This is a genomic window from Arthrobacter sp. NPDC057388 (assembly GCF_042668165.1).
GTDB lineage: Bacteria > Actinomycetota > Actinomycetes > Actinomycetales > Micrococcaceae > Arthrobacter.
Map to the genome: position 1 here is coordinate 30,222 of NZ_JBHVBL010000037.1, position 16,197 is coordinate 46,418.

At 68.1% G+C, this 16,197-nt stretch carries 13 protein-coding genes; 7 read left to right on the forward strand and 6 right to left on the reverse strand.

All coding sequences use genetic code 11. The features are described 5' to 3' along the window. Positions 1-4: 4 nt before the first annotated feature. On the reverse strand, positions 5-463 hold the full coding sequence (locus tag ACFUTU_RS16285) for a RidA family protein (protein ID WP_377966063.1): 459 nt from the start codon (positions 461-463) through the stop codon (positions 5-7). Positions 464-549: 86 nt separating this feature from the next. On the opposite strand from ACFUTU_RS16285, the gene ACFUTU_RS16290 reads away from it, so the two are divergent. Further along, positions 550-1,287 (forward strand): Asp/Glu/hydantoin racemase, encoded by a 738-nt coding sequence (locus ACFUTU_RS16290; RefSeq protein ID WP_377966065.1) that lies wholly within the window; start codon positions 550-552, stop codon positions 1,285-1,287. Between the two features lie 102 nt (positions 1,288-1,389). On the opposite strand, the gene ACFUTU_RS16295 is transcribed toward ACFUTU_RS16290, so the two are convergent. After that, a complete protein-coding gene (locus ACFUTU_RS16295; protein ID WP_377966067.1) occupies positions 1,390-2,130 on the reverse strand; it encodes a maleate cis-trans isomerase in 741 nt (246 codons plus the stop codon). A 179-nt stretch (positions 2,131-2,309) separates the two neighbouring features. On the opposite strand from ACFUTU_RS16295, the gene ACFUTU_RS16300 reads away from it, so the two are divergent. The 3 genes from ACFUTU_RS16300 (at position 2,310) to ACFUTU_RS16310 (ending at position 5,186) form a co-directional block, all read left to right on the forward strand. Further along, positions 2,310-3,740, forward strand: coding sequence for an amidase (locus ACFUTU_RS16300; protein ID WP_377966069.1), 1,431 nt, complete (start codon positions 2,310-2,312; stop codon positions 3,738-3,740). A gap of 8 nt (positions 3,741-3,748) precedes the next feature. Further along, positions 3,749-4,261 carry a DUF3830 family protein gene (locus tag ACFUTU_RS16305; RefSeq protein ID WP_377966071.1) on the forward strand — a complete coding sequence of 171 codons (513 nt, stop codon included), beginning with the start codon at positions 3,749-3,751 and terminating at the stop codon, positions 4,259-4,261. Positions 4,262-4,529: 268 nt separating this feature from the next. Then, the gene (locus ACFUTU_RS16310; protein WP_377966073.1) at positions 4,530-5,186 is read left to right on the forward strand and encodes a GntR family transcriptional regulator; all 657 of its coding nucleotides are present in this window, start codon (positions 4,530-4,532) and stop codon (positions 5,184-5,186) included. A 114-nt stretch (positions 5,187-5,300) separates the two neighbouring features. Here ACFUTU_RS16310 and ACFUTU_RS16315 read toward each other — a convergent pair whose 3' ends face one another. The 4 genes from ACFUTU_RS16315 to ACFUTU_RS16330 form a co-directional block, all read right to left on the reverse strand. Next, on the reverse strand, positions 5,301-6,542 hold the full coding sequence (locus ACFUTU_RS16315; protein WP_377966075.1) for a M20 family metallopeptidase: 1,242 nt from the start codon (positions 6,540-6,542) through the stop codon (positions 5,301-5,303). Further along, positions 6,539-7,792 (reverse strand): PLP-dependent aminotransferase family protein, encoded by a 1,254-nt coding sequence (locus ACFUTU_RS16320; protein WP_377966077.1) that lies wholly within the window; start codon positions 7,790-7,792, stop codon positions 6,539-6,541. The genes ACFUTU_RS16315 and ACFUTU_RS16320 overlap by 4 nt, the downstream gene beginning before the upstream one ends. Positions 7,793-7,796: 4 nt before the next feature. Beyond that, on the reverse strand, positions 7,797-8,978 hold the full coding sequence (locus ACFUTU_RS16325) for a M24 family metallopeptidase (RefSeq protein WP_377966079.1): 1,182 nt from the start codon (positions 8,976-8,978) through the stop codon (positions 7,797-7,799). A 118-nt stretch (positions 8,979-9,096) separates the two neighbouring features. Beyond that, positions 9,097-10,146: a D-2-hydroxyacid dehydrogenase gene (locus tag ACFUTU_RS16330; protein ID WP_377966081.1), complete on the reverse strand. Its 1,050-nt coding sequence runs from the start codon at positions 10,144-10,146 to the stop codon at positions 9,097-9,099. Between the two features lie 66 nt (positions 10,147-10,212). On the opposite strand from ACFUTU_RS16330, the gene ACFUTU_RS16335 reads away from it, so the two are divergent. From ACFUTU_RS16335 to ACFUTU_RS16345, 3 genes are all read left to right on the forward strand, one after another. After that, positions 10,213-11,490 carry an aspartate aminotransferase family protein gene (locus ACFUTU_RS16335; protein WP_377966083.1) on the forward strand — a complete coding sequence of 426 codons (1,278 nt, stop codon included), beginning with the start codon at positions 10,213-10,215 and terminating at the stop codon, positions 11,488-11,490. 8 nt (positions 11,491-11,498) lie between these two features. After that, entirely contained in the window at positions 11,499-14,558 is a 3,060-nt protein-coding gene (locus ACFUTU_RS16340; RefSeq protein WP_377966085.1) for an FAD-binding and (Fe-S)-binding domain-containing protein, read from the forward strand. A 90-nt stretch (positions 14,559-14,648) separates the two neighbouring features. After that, positions 14,649-16,139, forward strand: coding sequence for an NAD-dependent succinate-semialdehyde dehydrogenase (locus ACFUTU_RS16345; protein WP_377966087.1), 1,491 nt, complete (start codon positions 14,649-14,651; stop codon positions 16,137-16,139). Positions 16,140-16,197 lie beyond the last annotated feature (58 nt).

Below are 16,197 nucleotides of genomic sequence, written 5' to 3' on the forward strand. Positions count from 1 at the left end.
GCAGCTACACCTCCACAATCAGTGAAATCTCGACGGGCGCGTGCCCGGGCAGCTCAGCCACCCCAAGGGCTGCCCGGGCATGGCGCCCCTTGTCGCCGAAGGCCTTCTCCAGGAGCAGGGATGCGCCGTTGATCACGGCGGGCTGGTCCGTAAAGCCTTCGGCGGAGGCCACGTAGCCGGTGAGGCTGACCACAGAAACGATCCTGTCCAGCGATCCCAGGTGCTGGCGGAGCGCGGAGAGGCAGTTCATCACCGCCTCTGCGCTGGCCTGTTGGCCTTCTGCGATGCTGACTTCACGGCCCAGTTTGCCGCTCACGGCCAGCACGCCGTCCCGGTGCGGTGTCTGGCCGGAGGTGAACACGAGGTTCCCCACCTGCCTGACCGGCACGTAGTTGGCAACCGGAACCGGAGGTTCGGGCAATTCGCGCTCGACGGCGGCAAGGGGGCTTTCGTAACGGTCCATGGGAGCTCCTTCGGAATGGGCGGGTCTCCACGGACACTAGGCATGCATCACATAATTGTCAACAATCTACTATTTAAGGAGCTGGAATGGCGAGGATCGCACAGGAAGCGGTGGGGCCCGCGGCCCAAACGGGGATTGGGGTCGTCTGCCCGTTTGACATGGCCCTGGACCGGGAGCTGTGGCGCTGGATGCCGGAAGACGTGTCCCTCTACTTCACCCGGACACCGTTCGTCGATGAGCCCGTCAGCCTGGAACTGGCCGAGGATGTCAGCGACGACGGCGACATCCGGGACGCTGCCCGGAGCCTGGGCGCCGTGGGGCCGAAAGTTATGGCTTACGCCTGTACCTCCGGCAGCTTCATCAATGGCGTGGCCGGTGCCCGGCATATTTCCAAGGTGATGGAGGCTGCTAGCGGGGCACCGGGTGTCAGCACGTCGGAGGCGCTGCTGGAGGCCCTGGATTTCCTGCAAGTCTCACGCGTGGTGGTAGTAACGCCCTACGTTGCGGAGTTGACAGTCCGGCTGGGCGACTTTCTTCAGGAGGCGGGGCATTCCGTAGTGGCCCAGGCGGGACTGGGCCTTGACGGCGGCATCTGGGAGGTCCCATACCCGACCACCAGTGAGCTGATCAGGGCGGCGGACGTCCCGGAGGCTGACGCCATCTTCGTCAGCTGCACCAACCTGCCCACCTACGACATCATCGCCCCGCTGGAGCGCGAACTGGGCAAGCCGGTCCTGTCCGCCAACCAGGTCACGGCCTGGGCATCCCTTCGGCGGCTGGGCAAATCGGCGGTGGGTCCGGGGCAGCGGCTGCTGGCCCGGTAAAGCGTGCCGCTGCGGGCGGGGAACCTGCAGACAGAACTGGGGCCCCTTCGGCAACACTGCCGAAGGGGCCGCTTTCCTGCCGGGGTGCCGGCTGCTGACGTGTCAGGCGCCGACCGCCAGTTTGGCTGTCTGGCGGAACAGCTGGCCAAGGGCCTCGCAGGGGCGCAGCGCGCCAGCGAGGCGCAGGCCCTGCCATACGGTCACCTGGTTGGCCGTGAGCACGGGCTTGCCAAGTGCGGTCTCGAGCTCATTAATCCAGCGCGCGCTGTGCAGTGCGGTGTCCGGGATCAGGATGGCTTCCGCTTCCGGGCTGTCGTTGCTGCGCGCCAGCTCCAGCACTCCATTCCGGTCCAGCTCACCGGCCAGGGCCGCCGTCGGAATGTCGTGGCTGACCAGCTGGGTCACCTCAATGCCGCCGCGGCCGAGCAGGGTGACGAAGTGCCGGGACACGTCCTCGGGGTAGGTCGCGGCCACAGCCACGCGCTCCAGGCCCAGTGCGCGGGCGGCGTCGACGAACGCCAGTGACGTGGACGAGGCGGGGATGCCCAAAGCCTCCTGGACCTCGAGGGCCTGCCGGCGTGCGCCGTCCCAGCCGAAGACGAAGCTGCCGGACGTGCAGGCCCACATTACGGCGTCGGGCCGGGCGGCGCGCAGTGACTCGGCGCCCTCGAGCAGTCTCTCGCTCTTGCCAAGGTCCAGCAGCGCCTGCACTTCGTGCGCGTCCACACCGACGGAGGTGTGGACCAGTGGCAGGCTGACGCCGTCGCCCAGGAGTTCCTCCATGTAGGGGTAATCGTCTTCGGCCCCGAAGCCCGGATAGAGCATGCCAACGGTGGTTACCAATGATTCTCCTCTGAACAGCCGCGGGGCTCTTCCCCGTGGATTGTGGACAATCGTACGAAATGAAAATCGTAAAAGATAGGGAAGTAGGATTGTTGACAATCGTGACCGATGCCACATAGCCTGACCGCAGTGTTATCTGCACCACACGATGCACCAGACAAGGACAGGGAGATTTGCACGTGATCGATGCACTCGAATGGGCCACCGCCACGGACCTGGTGGCCGCCTACCGCTCCGGCGACGTCTCGCCCGTGGAGGCCACCCGCGCGGCGCTGGACGCGATCGACCGGCACGACAAGGACATCAATGCCTTCTGTCTCGTCGAACCTGAAGAAGCCCTGCAGGCGGCCCGGGAATCCGAGGCGCGATGGCGCGCCAAGGAGCCGCAGGGTCTCGCCGACGGCGTCCCCACTTCCATCAAGGACCTGCTGCTGACCAGGGGATGGCCCACCCTGCGCGGATCCCGGCTTACCTCCCCCGACGGCGAGTGGGCCGAAGACGCGCCCGCTGTCGCACGGTTGCGCGAGAACGGTGCCGTCCTGCTCGGCAAAGTCACCAGTCCCGAATTCGGCTGGAAGGGCGTCACCGACAGCCCGCGGTGCGGCGTCACCCGCAACCCCTGGGATCCCTCACGCACCTCGGGCGGTTCCAGCGGCGGCAGCGCCGCCGCGGTGGCGCAGGGGATGGGCCCGTGGTCTGTGGGGACCGACGGCGGCGGCTCCATCCGCATCCCCGCCGGCTTTACCGGCGTCGTCGGTTTCAAACCCACCTACGGGACCGTTCCGCTGTACCCGGCCAGCCCCTTCGGGACCCTCGCGCACGCAGGCCCCATCACGCGCAGCGTGGAAGACGCGGCGCTGATGATGGACATCCTGTCGCAGCCCGACGCCCGCGACTGGTCCGCGGGCCCTGCCCCCGCGGGGTCCTTCCTGGACAAGCTGGGGGAGGGGCTGCGCGGCCGGAGGATCGCCTTCAGCCCGGACCTTGGCTACGGCAGCAATGATCCCGACGTCGATGCCGCCGTCCGCAACGCGGTCCAGGTGTTGCGCGGGCTCGGCGCCGAGGTGGAGGAGATCGACCTCGGCTGGTCCGATCCCGTTGACGCATACCACGTGCTGTGGTTCAGCGGCGCCGCCAAAGTGGTCGAGGGCTACGGCCCGGGCGCCAGCGGCCAGATCGACCCGCTCCTCGCGGCGGCGCTGGAACGGCATGCAGGATTCAGCGCCGGCGATTTTCTGGATGCCACCGCCGTGCGGATGAAGCTGGGGCGGGAAATGGGGCTGCTGCACGAGCGCTACGACCTCCTGGTGACCCCCACCCTGCCCATCCCCGCCTTTGAGGCCGGCCGCGATGTGCCGGAGCACTCGGCGACGCAGGACTGGACATCGTGGACGCCGTACACCTACCCCTTCAACCTGACCCAGCAGCCCGCGGTCAGCGTGCCCTGCGGCTTCACAGCCGGGGGCTTGCCCGTTGGGCTGCAGATCGTGGGCCCGCGCCACGGCGATGCACGTGTGCTCTCCGCAGCAGCCGCCTACCAGAATGCCAGCGACTGGCATCACCACCGTCCGCCCAGCAAGGCGGAGTTGTCCGCTCCTACCAGCAGATAAGGAACAGCATGGCCCGGTACATCAACATCACCCTCGAAAAGCGCGGAGTGACCTGCAAGGCGCTCCTCCACGACGACGTCGCGCCACGGACGGCGAAGGCCGTCTGGGACGCCCTGCCGCTCAGCGGCCAGGTCTTCCACGGCAAATATGCCCGCAACGAGATCTACAACCTGGTGCCCGCCTTCGCCCCGGCAGAACCCGGAGCGGAAAACACCACCGTGACGCCGATCCCCGGCGACGTCTGCTACTTCACCTTCACGTCCAACGACCTGAAGACCCCGTCCCACGGCTACGAACAGGACTCCGAAACGGACTCGGTCCGGACCGTCGTGGACCTGGCTGTGTTCTACGGACGCAACAATCTGCTGCTGAACGGCGACTCGGGTTGGGTGCCTGGCAATGTCTTCGCCACGATTGTTGAAGGGCTCGACGAGATGGCGGCAGCGTGCCAGGACATCTGGATGGGCGGTGCGCGGGATGAAACCCTGACGTATTCGAGGGCCGTCGACACGGACGCCTGACGAGGGGCCGGGACCGGAGCTAAGAGTACGGATGCCCGGTGCAGGTTGCCGGGGCGCCGCCATTGCGGGCGGCCCCGGCGCCTGCCGAGCAGGGAGCGGGAGCGCCGTGTAGTTTTTTGAACCGCGCGGCGCACGCTCCTGTAGGATTGTAGACAGTTCTAGGCCGGTCTTCGGGCCGGACACGAAATAACGGGTCAGGCTGCGCGCCCGAGGGCCGCAGGCTGACCCCTGAGCGGAAAAGTGGTCCCCGATGCAAAGATTTGAGCCCGTGGTGCGCGAATCCACGCCATCAATCATTGCCGGCAAGTTGCGCACGGCAATCGGGCGCGGCCAGATACAGCCCGGCGCCCAACTCGGCGAGGCCGAGCTGGCCAAGGAGCTTGGCGTCAGCCGCGGACCGCTCCGCGAGGCGATGCAGCGACTCACCCAGGAGGGCCTGCTTATTAGCATCCGCAACCGCGGGCTCTTCGTCATCACCATGACCGATGAGGAAGTCCGCGACATGTATGTGGCGCGCACCGCCGTCGAGCGTGCTGCCGCCGAGCTGATCCTGCAGAACGACGGTAAGGACGTTGCCGTCCGGCTGCTGCAGGTGGTGAAGGCGATGAAAAAGGCCGCGGACAAGGGCGATCTCGACGCCATGTCAGAGGCCGACATGGAATACCATGCCACACTGGTCGCGGCAGCCGAGAGCACCAGGCTCACCCGCATGCACAACACCCTGCTGACCGAGACCCGCATGTGCCTCACAGCGCTGGAGAAGAAGTACCCGGACCCGCACACGCGTGTTGCCGAGCACCACGCCATCGCCGAAGCCCTCGCGGACGGGGACGTCGACCGGGTGGGAAAGCTGCTGATCAGCCACATGGAGGACGCCCTGGAACGCCTCACCGGCGCCAGCGAAGCCGAGCCGGCGTCGGCATAACGGCGGTCCTGCCACAACAGGCCCGCCGGCAGGGCTTCCGGCTCCCGACAGTTCAAGATAAAGAAAGGCTGGCTGCATCTGCAGCCAGCCTTTCGTTGTCAGCGGGAAACGCCGTCAGCCGTTGCCGTGGCGCAGGCACATGAGCGCATAGGCCCGTGCTGCGGCAACAATTTCGTCGATGCTGACGGACTCGTTGACCTGGTGGGCCTGGTCGTTGAGGCCGCCCGGTCCCATGACGATCGCCGGCACGCCGAGATCGCGGGCCACGAAGCCGCCGTCGCAGGCCGCGGTCCAGCCGGTGACGGCGCTGGTTACCCCGGCATCCGCCAGTGCGGCCACGGCGTTGGCCACGAGGGGATGTGACTGCGGTGTGCGGAACCCGGGCATCTCCATGGTCACTTCTGCCTCCACCGTGATGCCGTCGGAATCGATGCCGGCCTCGCTGATCTGCGCCCGGAGCTTATCCAGGATCAGGCTGGCATCGTCGTCGGGCATGAGCCGCCGGTCCAGGGAGACGGTGCATTCGGCCGCCACCATGGACGTGCCGGTGCCGCCGCGGATGAGGCCGATGTTCCAGGTGCCGGCGCCGAGCAGCGGATCCAGCTCGGACTGGAGCCGGCCATGGTCCTCACGGACCAGGGCCAGGATCTTCGCGGCGGCGTCGATCGCGTTGCGGCCGTCCGCGGGCCGGCCCGAGTGGGCCGACTTGCCGGTGACCTTCAGCTCGATGTAGCTGTCCCCGCGGCAGCCGATTACGGTCTCAAGGTCGGTGGGTTCGGCCACGACGCATGCCGAGTAGGAGAAATCCGGATCGGCCAGGGCGGCTGCTGTGTACGCCCTGATGCCGATGCCCAGATCCTCCTCGTCGACCGTGCAGGCCAGGGCGGCGTTGCCCGGCAACTGGGCGCCGGCATCCCGCAGGGCTTTCAGGGCGACCAGGACGGCGGCGAGGCCGCCCTTCATGTCTGTGGAGCCACGGCCGAAAAGCCGGCCGTCCCGGACGTAGGGCTCAAACGGGGGCCGTTCCCAGCCGGTGCCGGCGGGAACCACATCCGAATGGCCCAGGAAGAGGATGCCCGGCTGGACTCCGCCCTCTTGCGGCCGGCCGGGAAGGACGGCCGTGAAGTTCGGCCGCCCCGCCGCGACGGTGTCCGTGGACACCTCCAGTCCCGCCCCGACGGCGAATGCCTTCAGGACCTCTACGGTGGCCTCTTCGGTGCCGCCAGGGTTCTCGCCGCCGGCGGCCACGAGGGCTGCGGTCAATGCGACGAGTTCGTCCTCACTGATCAGGCCCAGGACCCTCTCTTCCAGGGCCTTCCCTGTCAGGGCGGGCGGCCGGTCAACAGAGTTGCTCAAGCCGGCTCCCCGCCCTTCAGCACGGCGAGCTCGCGGTCCATCGCCCGGCGGAGGCGGATGATGCCTTCCTCTGCCCGCTCCGGCGTGGTGGACGCGAAGCACAGCCGCAGGGCGTCGTCGAACTTTCCGCTGGCGGACAGCGCGGGGCCGGGGATGAAGGCCACGCCCTCGGCAAGGGCCGTCTCGAAGAGCTTCCGGGTGGAGATCCGCGCATCCTCGCCCTGCAGCGTGAGCCAAAGGAAGAAGCCGCCCTCGGGGTCGGTGGTGGTGATCCTGTCGCCGAGGTGGCGGCGCAGGTTCTCCTGCATGGCGTCCTTGCGGCGCTTGTATTCGGTGCGCAGTCCGGCGAGGTGGTTATCCAGTCCGCCGCGGCTGATGAACTCGGCCACGAGGTGCTGGGCGGGAACGTTGGTGCACGTGTCCATCGCCTGCTTGGCGTTGATGACCAGCTGGCGCAGAGCGGGGTCCGTGTCCACCCAGCCCACGCGCAGGCCAGGCGCCAGGATCTTGGAGAACGTGCGGACGGAGAACAGCAGCGGGTCGCCCGGGCTAAGGGCCTGCAGGGACGGGAGGTCCTCGCCCTCGAAACGGAGCAGCCCGTACGGGTCGTCGTCGATGATCACCGAGTTCCACTCGTGCGCCAGCTCCAGCAGCTGGTGGCGGCGGGGCAGCGAGAGGGTGACCCCGGCGGGGTTCTGGAAGTTGGGGATGGTGTAGATGGCCTTTGGCAGGCGGCCGGCGGCGGCAACCAGCTCGGGCAGGGCCTCCACGATGAGGCCGTGCTCATCGGTGGGCGCCTCGAGCAGCTCGGCGCCATAGCTCAGGGCCGTGGCGCTGCCGTTGGTGTAGGTGGGGCTTTCCACGATCACCAGGTCGCCGGGGTTGATGAAGATCTTGCATGCAAGGTCCAGGCCCTGCATGCCGCCGGCGGTGATGGTGACACGGTCCTCACTGGTGGGGTCCGAGGTTCCTGCCAGGTAATCCACCAGGGCCTTCAGCAGCACGGGTTCGCCCTCGGTGGCGCCGTACGTCAGGGAGCTGTGGTCCATGACCTTGGCGGCGATGTCGCGGAATTCTTCCAGCGGCACTGCCTCGTCCGCCGGGGATCCCATGGCAAAGCGGACAATGTCGTGGGTCTGCGCGGCCAGCAGGGACGTGCTGGAATCGATCACCGAACCTACGAGGTCAGCGGCGCGGTCAGCGAGGGGCAGGGTTGCGCGGGAGCGGGTGGCAAAGTGGTCAACAGTCACAGGCCTAGCTGCCTTTCTGGAGCAGTTCGCGGGGGAAGCTGGTGAAGGTTTCCACGCCGTCGGCGGTGACGCGGATGGATTCGGAGAGTTCGTAGCCGTAGTTGTCCATCCACATTCCGCCGATCACATGGAAGGTCATGTTTTCCGCGAGGACGGATTCTTCCTCGGAGCGGATGGAGATGGTGCGCTCGCCCCAGTCGGGCGGATAGCCGACGCCGATCGAGTAGCCGATGCGGGACGGCTTTTCCAGGCCGTACTTGGCCAGCGTCCAGTTCCAGGCCCGGGCCAGTTCCCGGACGGGAACGCCCGGCTGCACCTCAGTCAGCACGGCGTTGATCCCGTCGGCGACGGCGTCCGCGAGCTTCGCGAGCCGGTCCGGCTTCTTGCCCAGGGTCAGGGTGCGGGCCAGCGGAGTGTGGTACCGCTTGTACGCGCCAGCCAGTTCGATCACCACGGACTGCCCGGCCTGGAAGCGGTCCTCGCTCCAGGTCAGGTGCGGGGTGTCCGCCGCCTCTCCGGTGGGGAGCATCGGCACGATCGCCGGGTAGTCGCCGCCGATGCCGTCGGCGCCCTTGATCTGCGCCTGGCTGATCGCCGCCGCCGCATCGCACTGGCGCACGCCGACGTCAATGGTGTCCACAGCGGCCTGCATGGCTGCCATGCACACCTGCGCGGCGCCGCGCATCAGCTGGATTTCGGCGGGGGACTTTATGGAGCGGACCCAGTTGACCAGCTCGAAGCTGTCCACCATTGTCCATTCCGGAATGGCGTTGACCAGGGACCGGTAGGCCTTGGGGGAGAAAAAGTGCGAGTCCATTTCCAGGCCAACGCAGCCCTTGGCGGCCGGCGCGATGAGGTAGCGCTCGCGGAGGGCGAAGGCCACCCAGTCGAAGGGGTGGACGTGCGGACGGTGGACGTACTGCTCGGGGTATCCCACAATGCAGTCTTCAGGCAGCCAGGTGGTGCGGAAGGCGCCGCCCGCGTCCATGGCGCGGGTGAACAGCAGCATGGGACCGTCGGCCGGCACGAACACCAGCTGCGGCGTGTAGAAGGACCAGGCGTTGTACCCGGTCAAGTAGTAGATATTGGCCGGGTCGGTCACGAGCAGGGCAGACAGGCCCTGTTTGGCCATGCGCACGCGGACACCGGCGAGCCGGGCGTCGTACTCCTCTTGGCTGAACAGCAAAAAGACACCTCCGATGGGGGATAGTAGATTGTTTACAATTTAGCCCATGTGGCCTGCCTCACACAAAACTACTGCATGCCGGCGTTGCCGCACAGGGCCGGGCGTGTGGCTGGCGAGGTCAGCTGCCGCTGACGTAGCCGCGTTCCTTGTCCACCACATTGGCCAGCCGGCCGCCTGCGGTCCAGCGCTCGAGGTTGTCCAGGAACTGCCGGGCAAGGGCGTCGCGCCAGCCGATGACGTCACCGCACATGTGGGCGGACATGTGGACGTTCTCCATGCCCCAGAAGGGGTGCGACGCCGGGACGGGCTCTTCGCTGAACACGTCCAGTGATGCGGCGGCGATCTGCCCGTCCCGCAGGGCCTGGACCAGCGCCGGCTCGTCCACCAGGGCACCGCGGCCAACATTAATGAGGTGCGCGGAGGGCTTCATTGCGGCGAGGACGCGGGCATTCATCATGTGCCGGGTCTGTTCCGTGAGCGGGGCGATCAGCACCACATGGTCCGCCCAGCCGGCATGTTCGACCAGGTCGGCGCTCCGGTAAACGGTGCCGAAATCCGGGTCGTCCTCCCGGGCGGTGCGGCCCACGCCGCGGACCTCCAGGCCCGCTGCCCGCAGCAGCCGGGCGGTGGCGCGGCCAATGCCCCCGGTGCCCGCCACCAGGGCGCGCGAACCTTCCGTGCGGGTTACCTCGCGGTGCCGCCACACGGACTGCTGCTGCAGTTTCTTGCTCAGGTGCAGCTGCTTGTCGTGGGCCAGGATGGACGCCAGGACAAACTCCGCGATCGGCCGGTCGAACGTGCCGTGGGCGTTGGTGACCACCACATCGGAGGCGCGGAGCTCGTCGAACATCATGGCGTCCACCCCGGCGGCTGCCACGTGCACCCATTTGAGGGAGTCCGCATGCGTCCAGGCGTCCCGCAGGGCCGACGAGAAGAAGTCCCAGAGGAACAGGATGTCGGCGCCGCGGGCCGCGTCCGGAAGTCCGGCGGCGTCCGTCACGGTGACGTTGGCCAGGGCTTCCATGGCACCCAGGTTGTAGGGCCGGGCCTGACCTTCGGCAGCCAGGATCACCACGCGTGGCGTCCGCTGTTCCGCGGAAGGGCCGGGGGTGGGCTGGCTCGCGGCAGCGGATGCCTGGAGCAGTTGGGTGTTCTCAGTGTTATGCACGCCACAACCGTACCTCTATTGCAGGATTGTTGACAATAGACAGATGTGACGTGCATCATGGTGGGCATGACTTCCCTCAGCCCCGCACTCAAGCAAGCAACCCCCGTCGTTGTGGATCACGCCCTTGGCAGCTGGATCTACGGGACGGACGGCAACGACTACCTCGACTTCACCACCGGCATCGGCGTGACCAGCACCGGCCACTGCCACCCGAAGGTGGTGGCGGCCGCACGCGAGCAGGTGGGCAAGATCATCCACGCCCAGTACACCACCGTGATGCACCAGCCCCTGCTGGAGCTGACGGAAAAGTTCGGCGAAGTTCTTCCCTCCGGCCTGGACTCCGTGTTCTACGCCAACTCCGGGTCCGAGGCCGTCGAAGCCGCGATCCGGCTGGCCAGGATGGCCACCGGCCGCCCCAATATCGTCGTTTTCCAGGGCGGATTCCACGGCCGTACCGTGGCCGCTGCCTCCCTGACCACCGCCGGCACCAAGTTTTCGGCCGGCTTCGCCCCGCTGATGGCCGGCGTCCACATGTCCGCCTTCCCGTACGCCTACCGCTATGGCTGGGACGAGGCCGTGGCAGTGGAGTTTGCGCTGCAGGAACTCGACTACCTGCTGCAGACCCGCACGGCCCCCAACGACACTGCCGCGTTCCTGATCGAACCTGCACTGGGCGACGGCGGCTACCTGCCCACCCCGCCGGCCTTCATGGAAGGGCTGCGGGAACGTGCAGACAAATACGGCATCCAGCTGATCTTCGACGAGGTCCAGGCCGGTGTGGGCCGTACGGGCAAGTTCTGGGGCCACCAGTATTCCGCAGCAACGCCGGACATCCTCATCACGGCCAAGGGTATTGCCTCCGGTTTCCCGATTTCCGCCATCGCTGCCTCCACCGCGACCATGTCCAAAGCCTGGCCCGGATCGCAGGGCGGCACCTACGGCGGCAACGCCGTTTCCGCCGCCGCCGGCGTGGCCACCCTCGAGGTGGTCAAGGAGGAAGGCCTCGTGGAAAACTCCCGCGTCCGCGGCGAGCAGCTGCAGGCTGGCCTCAGGGAGATCCAGGAGCGCTTCCCGGTGATCGGCGACGTCCGCGGCCGCGGCCTCATGCAGGGCATTGAGTTCACCTCCGAGGACGGTAAGCCGGACGCCGCGACGGCCGCCGCCGTCCAGCAGGCCACCACGGAGCAGGGCCTGCTGACCCTGACCTGTGGTCCGGCCGGCAACGTTGTCCGCCTGATTCCGGCGCTGGTTGTTACCGCCGAGGAAATCGCCACCGGCCTGGAGCGCTTCGAGGCCGCCGTCGGGGCCGTCGTGGGAGCCGTCCCCGCCACCGCCGGAGCCTGAGCCGCACGATGACTGTTTCTTCCCTGTCCGACGCTCCGCGCGCCGCGGTACCGTCTGCCGTGCCGCAGGCCAGCCGGCAGACGGTCCTGGCCAGGCTGTCCGCAGCCGGGATCAGTGCCGACAGTTCGCCGCGGCGCCTGGCCGAATACGCGTATGACGCATCCAACTACCGGGTGCCGCCGCTGGCCGTGGTGTTCCCTCGGTCGGTTGAGGACGTGGTGGCAACGCTGGCGGTGTGCCGCGAAACCGGAACGCCGCTGATCAGCCGCGGCGGCGGAACGTCCATGGCGGGCAACGCCATCGGTCCCGGCGTGGTGCTGGACTTCTCCCGGCACATGAACCGGATTCACGGGATTGACGAGGCGGCTGGCACCGTGGCAGTGGAGCCGGGCGTGGTGCTCGCCGTGCTCTCCCGTGCGGTGGAGCAGGCCACCGGTAACCGGTTCACCTTCGCCCCTGACCCGTCGTCCAAGAACCGCGCGACCATTGGGGGGTCGCTCGGCAACGACGCGTGCGGTAACCACTCCGTCCGGTACGGCCGCACCTCCGATCATGTGGCAGAGCTCGACGTCGTAACCTCTGACGGGGCCCGTCTCACCGCGACCGCCACGGGGCTGCGTGCCACGCACCCGGATGACAAGGCGGCCGCAGCGCGCGCCGACGCCCTCACGGCAGAACTGAAGGACCTGGCCCGCAGCAACCTGGCCGACTTCCGCGTCGAACTGGGCCGGATCCAGCGGCAGGTGTCCGGGTACCACCTGGCCAACCTGCTCCCGGAGAAGGGCTTCAACGTGGCCCGGGCCCTGGTGGGTTCCGAGGGCACGTGCGTGATCATCACCGGCGCACGGATGAAGCTGGTGCCCCAACCGGCCAGCGCGCTGCTGGTGTGCCTTGGCTACGCGGATGTGGTGGATGCGGCGCGGGACATTGAAACCATCCTCGAATTCTCCCCGGCCGCTGTGGAAGGCATCGACGAGGCGATCGTGGACACCATGAGGTTCCGCCGCGGCGAAGGCGCGGTGCTGGGACTGCCCGAAGGCAAAGCCTGGCTGTACGTGGACCTCGACGGCGATGATCCCGCCGAAGTGCAGGCCGAGGCCGGCCGCCTTCTGGCCCGCCTCCAGGAGAACGGCCGGCTCGTGGCGGGCCGGCCGGTTCCCGACGCCGTGGAGCGGGCATCGCTGTGGCGCGTCCGCGAGGACGGCGCCGGGCTCTCGTCCCGGCTGTCCACCGGCGGGGAGTCCTGGCCCGGCTGGGAGGATTCCGCCGTCGCACCGGAAAACCTGGCCGATTACCTTGCGGACTTCCGCGGGCTGCTGGAAAGCCATGGCCTGCAGGGCGTCATGTACGGGCATTTCGGAGCCGGCTGCATGCACATCCGCATTACGTACGACCTGCGCACCGAAGAGGGCCGGAACGTCTTCCGGACGTTTTCTGCCGAGGCTGCCAAACTGGTGGTCCGGCACGGCGGCTCGCTCTCCGGCGAGCACGGCGACGGCCGGGCACGCTCCCAGCTGCTGCCGCTCATGTACTCCCCGCGCATGCTGGACGCGTTCGCCGCCTACCGCAGGCTGTGGGACCCCGCCGGCATCCTGAACCCGGGATCGCTCACGGATCCGGATCCGCTGGATGAGAACCTGGCGCTGGACGGCGTGCCGCAGCGCGAGTGGCGCACCAGCTTCGACCTCCGGCCGCTGCACTCCGGCGGCGGGTCCTCCGCGGAGACGGACAATCCGGCGCATGCGGCCGGAAGCGGCATCGACCCGTGGGTCCACGCCGTCCAGGGCTGCATCGGCGTGGGCCGTTGCCGCACCGACGCCGGCGGCGTGATGTGCCCCAGCTACCGGGCGACCCGGGATGAGAAGGACTCGACCCGCGGCCGTTCCCGCGTGCTCCAGGACATGGTCCGCGGTGCGCGCACTGTGGAGGAAGGGTGGAAGTCCGAGGAGGTCCGCGAGGCACTGGACCTTTGCCTCTCCTGCAAGGCCTGCTCCAGCGACTGCCCCACGGGCGTGGACATGGCCAGCTACAAGTCCGAGTTCTTCGACCACTACTACCGGGGCCGGATCCGGCCGCTCTCCCACTTCTCCCTCGGCTGGCTGCCGCGCTGGCTCAAGGTCACCGGCCGGGTGGCGCCGCTGGTCAACGCCGTGCTTGCCACGCCCTTGGCCAAGGTGGCGGCAGCACTCGGCGGGCTCACCACTGAACGCTCGATGCCGCGGTTCGCGGGCGGCAGCGAATGGCGCAAGGAGGTTGCCGCCGCCGGCGTCGCCATGCCGGGCAGGAACGGCAGGGAGCACGACGGCGGGAGCCGGCCCGGTGCCGAAGGCGCCGTTGCTTCCGGCACCCGGAAAGATGGCGTGGTGCTGTTCGTGGACACGTTCACCAAGGGCTTCCGGCCCGAGGTGGCCGGTGCAGCGGCCCGCGTCCTGGCCGGCGCGGGGGAGCGGACCGAGTGCTCGGCCGATGCCTGCTGCGGGCTGACCTGGACCTCCACCGGCCAGCTGGACACCGCCAAGAAGCTGCTCAGCAACGCCGCCGAAGTGCTCGATGACGGAACGGACCGCCCCATCGTGGTGGTCGAGCCCAGCTGCGCCGCCGCGCTTCGGAAGGACCTCCCGGAACTGGTCCACACGGACCAGGCCAAGCGGGTGGCGGCCCGGGTGCGCAGCTTCGCCTCGCACGTGGACCAGCTGGCACGCGCTGGCTGGTTGCCCGCCCCGGCCCGGCCGCTGCCGGAACAGGTGGTGCTGCAGACGCACTGCCACGAGTACTCCGTCTTTGGCGCCGGAACACAGAAAGCCGCGCTGGCCGCCGTCGGCATTAACGATGTGGTGGACGCTTCCGGCTGCTGCGGTGTGGCAGGCAACTTCGGCTTCGAGAAGGAGCACTACGAGGTGAGCATGCAGGTCGCCGAACAGGCGCTCGCCCCGGCGCTGCGCAGCACCGGCAGTGAATCCGTGGTGCTCACCGACGGCTTCTCCTGCGCGATGCAGGTCAAGCAGTTGGACGACGAGCGGCCCGGACGCCACCTCGCCCAGCTGCTCGATCCCGGCACTGCCGGCTGAACCTCTCCACGGCTGCGGCATAAGTACCTGTGCCCCAGTCCACGCAAGGCCCCGGAACTTCCCTAATACAAACCGAAAAGGATTCCTGACATGACAACCCAGACCTCCACCTCCCGCACCTCACAGAAGGCACTGGACGCCATCGCCAAGGTGAGCACCGGACTTTTCATCGACGGCGAGTGGGCGGAAGCCGCCTCCGGCAAGCGCTTCGACGTCGTCAATCCGGCCACCGAAGAGGTCATCGCCACGGTCGCCGACGGCGGCCCGGAAGACGCCCGGCGGGCTATCGAAACCGCCGGCCGCGTGCAGAAGGAGTGGGCAAAGACGGCGCCGCGCGAGCGCAGCGAAATCCTGCGCCGCGCCTACGACCTGATCATGGCCCGCCAGGACGAACTGGCCCTGATCATGACCACCGAGATGGGCAAGCCCTTCGCCGAGGCCAAGGGCGAGGTGGCCTACGCCGCCGAATTCTTCCGCTGGTTCTCCGAGGAAGCGGTGCGCATCGGCGGCGACCTCACCACCACCGGCGACGGCAAGAACCGGATCCTGGTGTCCAAGGAGCCTGTTGGCCCGTGCGTGCTGGTCACGCCGTGGAACTTCCCGCTCGCCATGGGCACCCGCAAGATCGGGCCGGCCATCGCGGCAGGCTGCACCATGGTGTTCAAACCGGCCAACCTCACCCCGCTGTCCTCCCTGGCGCTGGTGGACATCCTGGTGGAAGCAGGGCTGCCCCAGGGCGTGCTCAACGTCGTCTGCACCAGCAAGGCCTCCGACGTCGTGTCGCCGTGGATGTCCAGCGGCATCGCCCGCAAGGTCAGCTTCACCGGCTCGACCGGGGTGGGCGTGCGGCTGCTGGAGCAGGCCGCCGAGCATGTGATGCGCTCCTCAATGGAACTGGGCGGGAACGCGCCGTTCATCGTGTTCGAGGACGCTGACCTGGACCGGGCGGTGGAGGGTGCCGTGGCTGCCAAGATGCGCAACATGGGCGAGGCCTGCACCGCTGCCAACCGGCTCTTTGTCCAGCGCCCCGTAGCGGACGAGTTTGCGCAAAAGCTGGCCGCCCGCCTCGGTGCCTTGTCGGTGGGCGACGGCGCCGAGGCGGGGACCGACGTCGGGCCCCTCGTTGAGGAGAAGGCGCTGAACAAGGTCCAGGAGCTGGTGGATGACGCCGTGTCCAAGGGGGCCAGCGTGGTCTGCGGCGGCTCCCGTCCCGACCGCCCTGGCTACTTCTACGCGCCCACTGTCCTGTCCGGAGTGAACCCGGAGTCGGACCTGATGAGCCAGGAGATCTTCGGACCCGTGGCCCCGGTGATTCCGTTCGACACGGAGGAAGAGGTCATCCGGTTGGCCAACGACACTCCTTGGGGCCTGGTGGGCTACCTGTTCACGCAGGACGTGGACCGCGGCTTCCGCATGGGCGACGCCCTTGAGGTGGGTATGGTGGGCCTGAACACCGGCATCGTCTCCAACCCGGCGGCGCCCTTCGGCGGCATCAAGGCCTCGGGCCTGGGGCGTGAAGGCGGCCGGCTGGGCATCGAGGAATTCCTCGAGACCAAGTACATGGCAGTACCCCGAGGCTGAAAGTACCCAGCTGAAAAGCAGGCAGCTGTAAACCCGCAGCTGCGAAGGCGGCCGCGCC